Origin of the sequence: Actinopolymorpha rutila (assembly GCF_013407855.1) — a bacterium.
Taxonomy (GTDB): Bacteria; Actinomycetota; Actinomycetes; order Propionibacteriales; family Actinopolymorphaceae; genus Actinopolymorpha; species Actinopolymorpha rutila.
The window spans coordinates 5,914,523-5,926,481 of the sequence record NZ_JACBZH010000001.1; the positions used below are offsets into that span (position 1 = coordinate 5,914,523).

Genomic DNA, 11,959 nt, shown 5'->3' on the forward strand with positions numbered 1-11,959 from the left:
CGTAGAGACAGCAGCCCTTTGTACGACCGAAATCCCGCGGCGGCCGACCGGAAAAGGCCTGCAGACACAGGGAGTCCGTCAACGGCCGGTGCGCGGGAACATCTCCCCGTCCAGCGGTTCGCCGGCGGTCATTCCGAGCGGCCCGGTCACCGGGTGGGGCGCACCGGAGAACTTCGTCTCGGCGTCCATGTAGATCGCCACGTGCGCCAACCGCGCCCGGTCGGTGCGGTTGGGGGTCGCCATGTGGCCGGTGTAGCTGCAGTGGAACGTGCAGTCCCCGGCCCGGAGGGGAACGGTCACCCGCGGCACCCAGCGAAGCGACGGGTCGAGGTCGAACAGGTCCTCCTCGTCGCGGAGGTTCTGCGGGCGGAACCCGGTGAGCTCCTGCGTGCCGGGCAGAAAGGTCATGCATCCGCGTTCGGGCGGCACGTCGACGAGCGCGATCCAGGCCGACAGCGAATGGCGGTCGCCGGCGTGCGGCCAGTACGGCCGGTCCTGGTGGAACTCCGTGGCCGCCTCGTTGTGCGGCTCCTTCACCAGCATGTGGTCGTGCCAGATGCGCAACGGAATTCCGGCCAGCTGCTCGGCGACCCCTGCCAGGCGCGGGTGCAGGGTGAGCTCGCTCATCGCCGGGTCCTGCCGCCAGACGTTCACCAGCTGCGTGAACACCTGGTCCTTCTGGAGGCTCTCCGACCGGTGCGCCTCCAGGAAGCGTTCGGCCGCGCCCCGGAAGTGCTCGACCTCGCCCTGGTCGAGTACGCCACGCACCCGGACGAAGCCGTCGCGGCGGTACCGCTCGACGAGTCCGGGTTCGAGTCGACCTGTGCTGTCGACGTCGCTGCGCCATTCGAGTACGCCGCTCGTCGTCATGAGATGCCGCCCCCTCGTGGGTGGTCGCCGGTGGTCGCGTGCTCGACGTCTGGCGATGATCCTGACACGAGTAGGGGCAGGTGCCACCCACTGCAGCTTCGCTGGGCCGCACTCGGCCAGCCCACTTCGGGTCGGCCTCCGTCCATTGGGCCCGAACCGCGCCGCCGACCCCGCGCAGGTTCCGCGACCGGATGGTGAGCAGGGCCTCTCGGTGAGCACGGTCTCGCTCTGCGCGAACGGTCCCGGCCGTGGGCACCGGTCGCCCCTCTGGGCCGTTTGGGGTGGTGGCCGTTAGGGTCGCCGACTGTGAACACGATCCCGGACCCGGCCACCACCCAGGCCCCCACCCAGGCCGCCGCCTCGCCCGCAGCCGCCGGCCAGGACGGCCCAGCCGACGCAGCCACCACGATCCGCGCGGTGAGCGGGGAGGAGCTCCTCACCACCGCCTACTCGCTGTGGGCGTACGCCTTCCAGAGTTCACCGGTCCCCGACGAGACGGTCGAGCGCCGGCGGACCGAGCTGTCCTCCGGCGAGGAGGACGACTCCCGGGTCAACCTGGTCGCGTTCGGCGGCGGCGAGGCGGAAGCCGTCGTGGGCGGGATCTCGATGCGGCACAACGTCCGCGGCTCGGTGTTCCCGATGGTCGGGATCAGTGGGGTGGCGACCCATCCCGGTGCGCGCCGGCGCGGCCACGTCCGCACCCTCCTCACCCGGATGCACGGGCAGATGCGCGACAGCGGGCACGTGCTGAGCACGCTCTACCCGTTCCGGCAGTCGTTCTACGAACGCTTCGGCTACGTCGGGTTCCCCAAGCCGCGCCACATCCGGCTGGAGGCCCGCGGCCTGGAGCGGATGCTGCGCGTCGACGTGCCCGGCGAGGTGAGCATCCACCGCATCGGCGAGGTGTTCGACGACTACTACGCGCTGCTGCAGACGCTGCTCGGCGAGCGGCACGGCTTCTCGGTCTTCAACCGGGCGGGCACCGTGGGAGTGGCGAAGGAGAACAAGCACTGGATCGCCCTGGCCCGCCACGAGGGTGAGATCGTCGGCGCGCTGCTCTACCGCACCAACGGCTTCGGCGAGGAGCTCCAGGGCCAGCAGCTGCTCACCCGCGGCCCGATCGGGCGGACCCTCCTGCTGCAGTGGCTGGCCCGGCACCACGACCAGTACAGCTCGTTCACGTTCCAGCTGCCGCCGGACGAACGCCCCGACCTGTGGTACGTCGACATCGCCTACGACGACGAGACGAAGGTCAGCGGCCCCAACCACAGCGCGGCGATGGGCCGGGTCCTCTCGGTGCCCGGACTGGCCGGGATCGCGACGGGCGGTGCCCGGGCGACGGTCGAGGTGGTGGACGACCCGTTCGTGGCCGGCACCTGGACGCTGGACGGCCGCGGCGGAACACTCGAGGTCACCTCCGGCAGTGCGTTCGGTGGCAATGGCGCGGGCACGGGCGCCACGGCCCGGCTGACCTCGCACGGGCTGGCCGCCCTGGTCTACGGCGTCATCGACCCGGCGGAGCTGATGCTGCAGGGCTACGGCACCGTCGACGCCGAGACCGCCCAGGCGCTGCGCACGATCTTCCCGCCCGCCGCGCCGTACCTCTTCTCCGGCTTCTGATCCGCCGGCTTTCGATTCGTCGCGCCTGGTTGGCCGGCTACCGACAGCAGCGAGCAGCGCCCGGGACATCCCGGGCGCTGCTCGGCTGTGACCGGGCTCAGCCGAGCCCGGTGGTGCCCTTGCTGGCGAGGTACATCTCGAACGCCTCGCGCGCGAGCTGGGACACGGTCTTGCCGTCCCGTGCGGCCTGTTCCTCCGCCATCGCCCGCAGGGCAGGCGGAGCACGGAACGTCACCTGTGGCGAGCGACCCTGCCCGCCCAGCGACGGCCGGCCCCGGCCCCTCGCGCTCTCGGGCTCCACGCGCGGTGCCGGAATGTGCCCGGCACCGTACTCGCCCCTTTCCTCGGATACGAGCCTTACGCCGGTACCCACGTCCAGCGTGGAATTCTCGGTCATCCCGACCCTCCTCCTTCGCAGGTCATCGGAAAATGTGTGATCCACGGGGAAGTGATCACATCCTCCGATCGAAACGCCGAGCGCCTGCGGCCTCGCCCCCCGACAAGGGCGCGTACGCCGGCAAACTTCGTCCCGTTCGGATTCTCAGGGTGTTGTTGCGGGGGTGTTGTCCTCGATCTCCAATCTCGTGATCTCGGGATGATGCAGATCAAAGGCCGGACTGTCGGACCGGATCCGGGGCATGGAGGTGAAGTTGTGGCGCGGCGCGGGTGATGCCGTCGCCCACTCCAGCGAGCGACCCCAGCCCCAGGGGTCGTCGAGTTCCACCTTCGGGTGGTTGCGCGAGACGAGCACGTTGAGAAGGAACGGCAACGTGGAAAGGCCGAGCAGGAACGCACCGATCGTGGACACGGAGTTCAGAGTGGTGAACCCGTCCTCCGGCTGGTAGTTCACGTACCGCCGCGGCATTCCCTCCACGCCCAGCCAGTGCTGCACCATGAACGTCAACTGGAATCCGATGAACAACGTCCAGAAATGGATCTTGCCCAGTCGTTCGTCCAGCATCCGGCCGGTCATCTTCGGCCACCAGAAGTAGAAACCGCCGAACATCGCGAACACCACGGTTCCGAAGACGACGTAGTGGAAGTGGGCCACCACGAAGTAGGTGTCGGTGACCTGGAAGTCCAGCGGCGGCGACGCGAGAATCACCCCGGTCAGCCCGCCGAAGAGGAACGTCACCAGGAAGCCGACCGACCACAGCATCGGCGTCTCGAACGTCACCGACCCCCGCCACATCGTGCCGATCCAGTTGAAGAACTTCACCCCGGTCGGCACCGCGATGAAGAACGTCATCAACGAGAAGAACGGGAGGTCGACGCTGCCGGTGGCGAACATGTGGTGCGCCCACACCGCCATCGACAGCGCCGCGATGGCCGTCGTGGCGGCCACCATGCCGACGTACCCGAACAGCGGTTTGCGGCTGAACACCGGAATGATCTCGGTGATGATCCCGAAGAACGGCAACGCGATGATGTAGACCTCGGGATGGCCGAAGAACCAGAACAGGTGCTGCCACAGCAGCGGGCCGTGCGACGTGGCGTCAAAGACCTTCGCGCCCAGCCTGCGGTCGGCCTCCAGCATCAGCAGTGCACCGGCGAGCACCGGGAACGCCATGATGACCAGGATGCTGGTGAAGAGGACGTTCCAGGTGAAGATCGGCATCCGGAACATCGTCATGCCCGGAGCGCGCAGGCAGACGATCGTGGCGATGAAGTTGACGCCACCGAGGATGGTGCCCAGCCCGGCGAGGTAGAGGCCCATCACCCACAGGTCGCCACCGAACGTCGGCGAGTAGGTCGGTCCGCTCAGCGTGGTGTACCCCGTCCAGCCGAAGGCCGCCGCACCGTCGGGGTCGGCGAACGACGACACCACGATCAGCCCGCCGAACAGGAACATCCAGTAGCTCAGCATGTTCATCCGCGGGAACGCGACATCCGCCGCGCCGATCTGCAGCGGCATGATGACGTTCGCGAAGCCGACGAACAACGGGGTCGCGAACAACAACAACATGGCGGTGCCGTGGATGGTGAAGAACTCGTTGTAGAGCAGCGCGCCGCGGTCACCGCGAAAGACCTGCTGGCCGGGGCGGGCGAGTTCCGCGCGCATGAACATCGCCATCACGCCGGCGACCAGGAAGAAGCCGAACGACGTGACGAGATACAGCTTGCCGATGACTTTGTGGTCGGTCGTCGTCATCCAATGAACGACGAGAGTTCCGATCCTTCGGCGTATCACCGGCTCGGGCCGCGACACACCCCGCACTTGAGTAGCCATCAAGTCCCCCGGACTGCGATCCAACATGGATCGTTGCCCGGGCCACAAAAACCGAAACGCAAGGCAGGTGGACCGATTATGCGGCACCGCGGGACACCGGCCGCGAACACGGTTATTCGAAGAGTTCTCTCACCCTTCGGCGTTCGGCGATTCCGCTCTCATGGTCGCGTTCTCAGCGAGCTCAGCGTTCTCAGCGAGCTCGGTCGTTTCGCCGGCGGGCATGGATGGCCACGCTGACCCAGAGCCAGACCAGCGGAAAGACCGGCCAGGGATGCTGCGCCTGGTTGCTGCCGGCCACCCAGTGCACGAGCATCGCGGCCGAGAGCAGCACCACGATGAGGGTGTGGATCAGCAGGCCGGGGTCGGCCCACCGCCGACCATTCGACGTCGGCTTCGGCACCGGCCGGGCCGGCCGCCCGGTCCGCCCCGGCACCGCCGGGCTGCTCACCGGCAGGTCGGCGACCAGGGCGGCCAGCTCGTGGCGATACCTGCTGGCGAACACACCGGTGAGCCGCTCGTCGGACTCCTCCAGCGTCAACCGGCCCTCGGCGGTGGCCTCCTGGATCCGCGCCGCCACCTCGTCGCGTTCCCGGTCCGACGCCCTCATCGGCTGGTGCTCGGTGCTCATGCCTCATAGTCGCTCGCACGACGGGCAGCGGCAATCGCCCATGCGGACGACTCCTGCCTACGCCGTGGGTCGTACCGACTGTGCCGGCCGCGCCGACTGTGCCGACTGCTGCCGTACCGGGACGCGCCCGGGGGCACCGCTCAGAGCAGCGTGCTCCAGTAGGACCAGAACCGGCCCCCGATCAGCACCAGGATCACCATGATCCACGCGGTCAGGATCGTCGCGTGGTAGCGGGTCAGCACCCCCGCGACCTTCCGGCCGGCGGCGCCGACGGGCAGGTTGCCGCGGTCGAGGTTGTGCAGAGTGGTGTAGAGGAACGTCGGGATGGTCACGAACCACACCACGACGCAGTACGGGCAGACCGCGCCGATCCGGTAGAGCGTCTGGTACATCAGCCAGTGCACGAAGATCACCCCGAGCACCGTGCCGGCCTGCAGCCCCAGCCAGAACCACCGCCGGAAGGTCGCGCCCGCGAGCAACGCGGCGCCGACGGCGAGGACCACCGCGAACCCCGCCACCCCGAGCAGGGGGTTCGGGAACCCGAACGCCGCCGCCTGGTCGGTCTTCATCACCGAACCGCAGGAGATGATCGGGTTGAGGTTGCAGCTCGGGACGTACTTCGGGTTGATCAGCAGCTCGATCTTCTCGACCATCAGCACGAACGCCGCGGCCAGGCCGATGGCGCCGCCGATCACGTACAACAGCGGGAGTAGCCGGGGGAACGGCCCCTCCGACCCGGGCACGCTCGACCAGGCGCGCGGGCGGGCCGCCGCCAGGTCGTCGAGGTCCTCGTCGTCGAGGTCGTCCAGGTCGTCGAGCTCCGCGTCGTCGAGGTCGTCGGAGCGCACGAGCTCCTCGTCGCCCGGATCGCCCTGGTTGGCGACGTTCGTCAGGGCGGCGGGAGGATCGGTCGGCGAGTGCGGCATGTGAGCCCCCGGGGGTTCGGCGTTCAGCGTCGTCTATCTTCCAGCGGCGACCTGTGCCGGCCGCGACCGGGTTCGGCCACTCAGCGTTCGGCGAGCTGGGCCAGCCGCGACAGTGCGTACCCGAAGAACGGCGTGGACACCCGCCCGAGCCCAGCGAACACGGCTTCCCCGACCGCTCCGCCGGGCGCCGTGAGGACCTCCCGCCAGGTGAAGCGGCACCGGTCCGCCGAGAGGGGCTCGATCTCGAACGTCCCGCTCCCCCGCAGCACCCGCCCGTCGTGCCGGACGACGCAGCGGCCGGGCGGCGTCCAGTCGACCACCTCCATCGGGTCGGCCACGCGGGCCGGTCCGACCCCGGTGACCGCCTCCAACCGGGTGCCGAGCCCCTCGCTGGGGCCGGGCAGCACCCGGACCTTCGTGAGGGGCATCCACTCGCCCTGGCGTTCCCAGTCGACCAGCAGGTCCCAGACCCGCCGCGCCGGCGCGGCGATCTCCCGCGACACGCTGATGTCCATTCCGTGACCCTAGCGACCCCGATCACCCGCCGGTGTCCGTCCGCTGTCCGCCCGCGCCGCTCGGTGACCCGCCCGCGCCTGTGGGTCGTCCGCCGGTACGCCACGGCCAATCCACTCGCGTCCTCGCGGGCGGGCGTGCGAGGCTTTGCCCCATGGCCAGCAAACAGCGGGGTAAGCCCGAAGCCGCGTCCAAGCCGGCGCGAGACGACGCCGAGGTGCCCGGCACCCAGGACGGCGCCGAGGCACCCGAGGCAACCAGCGGCGACAGCGAGGACGACGTACGCCGTAAGTTCCGCGAGAGCCTGGAACGGAAGCGCCACCAGCACCGGGAGCAGACCGCCGACGGGACCGGCAAGGCGTCGCAGAAGATCCAGGAAGGTCTCGCTCCGCCGACCGGCCGGCGTTCCTTCCGGCGTAAGAGCGGGTGACGTTCAGAGCTCGTACAGGCAGCGCTCGTACAGGCAGCGCTCGGTCGGGCGGGCTCGGTCGGGTGGCTCAGTTGGGCAGCGCGGCGGTCAGGTCGAGTTCGACCCGCTGACCGGCGAAGCCCAGCTGAGCCACGCCGACCAGCGTGCTCGCCGTAGTGAACGCGGGCGCCAGCGCCGAGGCGTTGAACCACTGCCAGACCGAGCCGAGTTCGTCGGTCCGGGAGCTCACCACGTAGATCACCGAACGCACGACGTCCGCGGGACCTGCACCCACCGCCGCCAGCACGGCCACGGCGTTGGCCACGATCTGGTCGACCTGGCGTTCGAGTTCGCCGGGCGCCACCACTTCGCCGGTCCGGTCCAGCGGGCACTGGCCGGCGAGATAGGCCGTCCGGCCGGCCTCCACCACCGTGACGTGGTGGTAGCCCGGAGTCCGGTGCAGCTCGTCGGGGTTGGTTCGGGTGATCAGTCGGGACATGGCACCGAGTATTCCCCGAAGCTCAGCGCCTCCGCCGGAGCCGGACCAGGGCGTCGATGGCGTCCCGGGGCTCACCGTCGGCGGTGCGTACCGGACGCAGGACCCGCTCGGCCCGCTCCACGACCCAGTCCGCCGCGGCGCCGCCTGCCTCGGCGTTCAGGTCCGCAAGGATGTCGTCGGGCGTGAACAGCACCCGCGGGTCCTGGGGACCGCCGACCCCCTCGGTCAGGTTCGTGGTGTCGTGCCCCACCACCAGCAGGACGCCGCCGGGCGCGACCGCGTTCGCTGCGTGCCGGATGGCCCGGCGCCGCTCGTCGGCGACCAGGTGCAGGTAGATCACGCCCACCAGGGAGTACGCTCCGGCCGGCCCCACCTCGTCTCGTACGTCGGCGACCTTCCAGGTGATCCGGTCGGCGACGTCCGCGGGCTCCGACCCGGCCAACCGGCGACCTCGCTCGACCGCGACGCCGGAGAAGTCCACGGCGGTGACCTCCCAGCCCCGCCGGGCCAGCCAGATCGCGTTCCGGCCCTCACCTGCCGCGAGGTCCAGTGCCCGCCCGGGCGGCAGGTCGACGGCCTCGGCGGCCAGCCACCGGTTGGGCTCGGCACCCCAGACGAGCTCGACCGCGGCGTACCGCTCGTCCCATCCCGCGCTGTCCATACCGCTCGTGCCGGCCATTCGGCCATGCTGTCAGTTTCGCCCGCGGCGACGGAAGGCGACTTGGGGATGTCTCGGGGGTGTCACCGCCCCGGTGTGCCCCGCAGCATGCGCAGCACTCCCCGGTGACCGGCGCAGGCGCCCCGGTGTCCGCCGTCCATGCTGATCGCGTCGTCGCGGCACTGGACCAGGTAGCCGGTCCCTGCCCAGAAGTCCGTCGTACAACGGAAGTATCCGCAGACCCCGGGCTCCGGGCTCGCGATCGGCCGGCCGTAACCGCAGAAGTGGTAGCCGTACGGATTGGCCGGCGCTCCGCACCGGTCGGCCCCGCCGGAGGACCCGGCCGATCCCGAGGAGCCCGAGGAGCCCGAGGAGCCCGAGGAGCCCGCAGGCCCCGACAAGCCGGCCGAGTCCTGGGAGCCTGACGAGCCGGCCGAATCCGCCGGATCCTGCGCCTGCGGGAGATCACGGCCGCGGCCCTGTCCGCCGCCGGCCGCGGCGGACGGTCTGCGGGTCGCCGGCGCCGACGGCCGCGGGGTGGCGACGCCGGCCTGCCGGGAACGGGAGACCCGCGGGGACGGGGCGAAGGGGCGGGCAGCGTCCGGGCCGGGCCCCTGGGTATCGGAGCCGTTCACGTCGTCCGACCCGTGCGGGACCAGGCTCTCGGTGTCCTCCCCGGCACCGCCGAGGCCGGCCGCGGCAAGCCTTCCGGACGCCGTCGCCGACGGTCGCGGGAAGGCCGGCAGCGCCGGCAACGCCACCGAGGCGAGCGCCAGTGTCATGGCCACCATCGCGACGCACTGGGTCACGCGCCGGAACGCGGAGGCGCCGGAAGGGCCGGCGTACAGCCGGGCGAGTGCGGCCAGGGGCAGCCTGACGGGGTTCGGCGCGTCGGCCGGACCGGCCGTCGGCGGCGGGGGCGGACGCTCCCGCTGGTGTGCCGCCCGCAGCCGCTCCAGATGCGCGGCGAACTCGTTCCGCCGGCCGGCGATCTCGGCCAGCGCGCGGATGAGGTGGAATCGGAAACCGGCGACGGCGTACGGATCGAGCACCAGCCCGAACGGCGGGCCGTCGTGGGTGCCGGCGGCCGACAGCCAGGTGATGGCGCGGTCCGGGTCGTGGGCGAGCGCAGCGAGCCGGACGAGAACCCATTCGCGTCGCTGCGTACCGCCGAACACCACCCGCCGGTCGGTGATCGCGAGCGGTCCGGCGTCCACCACCCGGAGCTCGGCGGGTACCCGGTCGGCGAACGGTCCGGCGAGTTGGGACGGCGTGAAGTCGTGGAACCGCGGCCGCCGCAGGGTGGGCACGGGACCCGCCGCGCGGACCAGCCTCACCGCCGGCGAATGCCACCAGACCTGTTCGCCCGGCCGCAGGTCCAGCCAGGGCACCTGGTCGGCGGCCACCGGACGTGGCGTACGCGCAGTGGACGCCAGCGACCGGAGTTCGGCGTCGGCGCGCTTCCAGACCGAACTCGCCCGCTCGTGCTCGCGGCCACGGCGGGCGTTCTCCCGGCGCGCCCAACCGGCGCGCCAGGCACCGAGGTGGATACCCGTCGATGTCGCCATGACCTCCCCCGAAGGCCTCGTGATGAAAGGAACCCACAAGCTAACCGTGACAAGGGGGCGCGAGGGTAGAGATTCCGGAAAGTTCGGAAACAATCATGTACGATCCACGGAAACCTCCCGCCCTGGAACGCGGTTTGGTCACTGATAGCAGCAATAAGCAGTAAGCCGGTCTGGTTTGGTTACGATCCGCTGCAAGGACACATTCGTTGCGGCCGATCGATCGGAGGCCCTTTCGGCGCGACGACGGGCTCCGTGGAGGTTTCAGTGCGGACGAGCGGACAGGTACAGTCCCCGCTCCGCCCGTCGGCAGTGGGCGGGGTTCGACTCGGGGCCGTCGTGGTGACGATGGGGAACCGCCCGGCGGAGCTTTCGGCGTTGCTGGCCTCACTGACCCAGCAGACAGATCCACCCGACCGGGTGGTCGTTGTCGGCCAGGGCACCCGGCTGACAGCGCTGCCACCTGGTGTCGAAGGCGTCGAGCTACCTGTCAACCTCGGCTTGCCCGCGGGTCGCAACGTCGCGCTGGCCCGGCTGCGCGCGCACGGCGACGTCGACGTCGTGATGTACCTCGACGACGACGGGCTGCTGCCCGACCGCTGGACCACCCAGAAGGTACGCGACGCGTTCGCCGCCGACGCCGACCTCGGCATCATCAGCTTCCGGATCGCCGACGAGCAGGGCGTCACCCAACGCCGGCACGTCCCGCGCCTGCGCGCCCACGACCCGCTGCGGGCATCCCGGGTGACCACGTTCCTCGGCGGGGGCAACGCCGTCCGGATGGCGGTCTCGGAGCAGGTGGGCGACTGGCCGGCGGAGTTCTTCTGGGCGCACGAGGAGACCGACGTGGCGTGGCGGGCGCTGGACGCCGGCTGGCGGATCGACTACCGGCCCGACATCCTGCTGCAGCATCCGCGCACCTCGCCTGCCCGGCACCAGCTCTACTACCGGATGAACGCACGCAACCGGGTGTGGCTGGCCCGCCGGCGCCTGCCCGGGCTGCTGGTCCCGATCTACCTGGCCGTGTGGGTCCTGGTGACAGTCGTACGCCGACCGCCGTTCGCCGGCCTGCGGGCCTGGGCGGGCGGCTTCGTCGAGGGCTGGCGCCGTCCCTGCGGTGGCCGGCGCCCGATCCGCTGGCGCACGGTCTGGCGGATGACCCTGCTCGGGCGGCCGCCGATCGTGTGAGCCCCGGGTCGGCTCGCCTTCGGGTTCAGCCGCCCGCTCCCCGACGGCCGTCGCCGGATCCTTCCCGGCCCAGGCTCTGGTCGCTTCGGCCGTGGTCGGCCCGGTCCTGTTCGCTCTGGTTGCTGCCGCGCCGGCTGACCTCGTGCTCGCCGCCGCCGAGGTCGGCCTCGTACTCGATCTGCCGGAAGCCCATCACGGTGAAGTACGCCAGGACGAGTGCAGTCAGCGCGACCAGCGCCAGCCCGACCGCAGCCCACCCGACGGCGCCGACGTCGACGTTCTCGCCGCCGATCCATCGAAACGCCGCGAGTGCCGCGAGGAACATCCCGGCCGCGCTCAGCCCCAGCGCCCAGGCGCCGACCCGCTGGAACAGCTTCGCCAGCTCGGTGCGCTGGGCCACGCCGAGGTCGTTCGGTTCGCTTGCCCGGACCCGGATCGAGGCGCCCACGGCGGCGGTCAGCAGCGGGACGGTCGCGGCACCCGGCGCGGCGGCACCGGCGCGCGGAGCCTCCGCCACCAGTCCGTCCCGCGCGGGGCCGGTAGGGGCTGGGCCGGCAGGGGCCGGGCTGGTAGGGGCCGGGCTGGTCGGCGCCGCGCCGGTCGGTGACCGCAGGTCCGGCGCGGACGTGGCCGGGAGGCGGGCCGACGCCAGGGCGAGCACGGCGCCGAGCCGCGCCCGCATCCGCTGCGTCGGGTCGGGCGAACTCGACCCGTCCGAGGCCGGGTCGTTCAGTGGTTCGCTCATCGGGGTCCCCCTCCCACGGCAGGCGTACCGCTGCGTTCTCTCCCGTTGTAGGTGGACCCGGGCCGGCCGTAAAGCCCTGAACGCACCGGTCGCCGATCCCGCGACCAC

13 protein-coding genes are annotated in these 11,959 nt (G+C 71.1%); 3 read left to right on the top strand and 10 right to left on the bottom strand.

Features of this window, described 5'->3' with window-relative positions; translation table 11 throughout:
- Positions 1-78: 78 nt before the first annotated feature.
- Positions 79-870, bottom strand: a complete 792-nt coding sequence (locus F4554_RS26325; RefSeq protein ID WP_179790067.1) for a phytanoyl-CoA dioxygenase family protein — start codon at positions 868-870, stop codon at positions 79-81.
- 306 nt (positions 871-1,176) lie between these two features.
- On the opposite strand from F4554_RS26325, the gene F4554_RS26330 reads away from it, so the two are divergent.
- Entirely contained in the window at positions 1,177-2,490 is a 1,314-nt protein-coding gene (locus F4554_RS26330; protein ID WP_179790068.1) for a GNAT family N-acetyltransferase, read from the top strand.
- Positions 2,491-2,587: 97 nt separating this feature from the next.
- On the opposite strand, the gene F4554_RS32680 is transcribed toward F4554_RS26330, so the two are convergent.
- The 5 genes from F4554_RS32680 to F4554_RS26355 form a co-directional block, all read right to left on the bottom strand.
- On the bottom strand, positions 2,588-2,887 hold the full coding sequence (locus tag F4554_RS32680) for a hypothetical protein (protein WP_238341410.1): 300 nt from the start codon (positions 2,885-2,887) through the stop codon (positions 2,588-2,590).
- 144 nt (positions 2,888-3,031) lie between these two features.
- Positions 3,032-4,642, bottom strand: a complete 1,611-nt coding sequence (ctaD, locus tag F4554_RS26340; RefSeq protein ID WP_238341411.1) for an aa3-type cytochrome oxidase subunit I — start codon at positions 4,640-4,642, stop codon at positions 3,032-3,034.
- A 268-nt stretch (positions 4,643-4,910) separates the two neighbouring features.
- The gene (locus tag F4554_RS26345; RefSeq protein WP_179790070.1) at positions 4,911-5,348 is read right to left on the bottom strand and encodes a DUF1707 SHOCT-like domain-containing protein; all 438 of its coding nucleotides are present in this window, start codon (positions 5,346-5,348) and stop codon (positions 4,911-4,913) included.
- Between the two features lie 140 nt (positions 5,349-5,488).
- Entirely contained in the window at positions 5,489-6,274 is a 786-nt protein-coding gene (locus tag F4554_RS26350) for a vitamin K epoxide reductase family protein (RefSeq protein ID WP_179790071.1), read from the bottom strand.
- Between the two features lie 80 nt (positions 6,275-6,354).
- Positions 6,355-6,789 carry an SRPBCC family protein gene (locus F4554_RS26355; protein ID WP_179790072.1) on the bottom strand — a complete coding sequence of 145 codons (435 nt, stop codon included), beginning with the start codon at positions 6,787-6,789 and terminating at the stop codon, positions 6,355-6,357.
- A gap of 152 nt (positions 6,790-6,941) precedes the next feature.
- Here F4554_RS26355 and F4554_RS26360 point away from each other — a divergent pair, with 152 nt between their 5' ends.
- A complete protein-coding gene (locus tag F4554_RS26360; RefSeq protein ID WP_179790073.1) occupies positions 6,942-7,217 on the top strand; it encodes a DUF5302 domain-containing protein in 276 nt (91 codons plus the stop codon).
- 67 nt (positions 7,218-7,284) lie between these two features.
- Here F4554_RS26360 and F4554_RS26365 read toward each other — a convergent pair whose 3' ends face one another.
- The 3 genes from F4554_RS26365 to F4554_RS26375 form a co-directional block, all read right to left on the bottom strand.
- Entirely contained in the window at positions 7,285-7,695 is a 411-nt protein-coding gene (locus F4554_RS26365; RefSeq protein ID WP_179790074.1) for a RidA family protein, read from the bottom strand.
- Between the two features lie 22 nt (positions 7,696-7,717).
- A complete protein-coding gene (locus F4554_RS26370; RefSeq protein ID WP_238341412.1) occupies positions 7,718-8,374 on the bottom strand; it encodes a class I SAM-dependent methyltransferase in 657 nt (218 codons plus the stop codon).
- Positions 8,375-8,436: 62 nt separating this feature from the next.
- Positions 8,437-9,921: a hypothetical protein gene (locus tag F4554_RS26375; protein ID WP_179790075.1), complete on the bottom strand. Its 1,485-nt coding sequence runs from the start codon at positions 9,919-9,921 to the stop codon at positions 8,437-8,439.
- Positions 9,922-10,266: 345 nt separating this feature from the next.
- Between F4554_RS26375 and F4554_RS26380 the strand changes: the two genes are divergently transcribed.
- On the top strand, positions 10,267-11,106 hold the full coding sequence (locus F4554_RS26380) for a glycosyltransferase family 2 protein (RefSeq protein WP_179790076.1): 840 nt from the start codon (positions 10,267-10,269) through the stop codon (positions 11,104-11,106).
- Positions 11,107-11,131: 25 nt separating this feature from the next.
- Here the strand turns inward: F4554_RS26380 and F4554_RS26385 are convergent, their stop codons facing one another.
- Positions 11,132-11,851, bottom strand: coding sequence for a hypothetical protein (locus F4554_RS26385; protein ID WP_179790077.1), 720 nt, complete (start codon positions 11,849-11,851; stop codon positions 11,132-11,134).
- Positions 11,852-11,959: the final 108 nt, after the last annotated feature.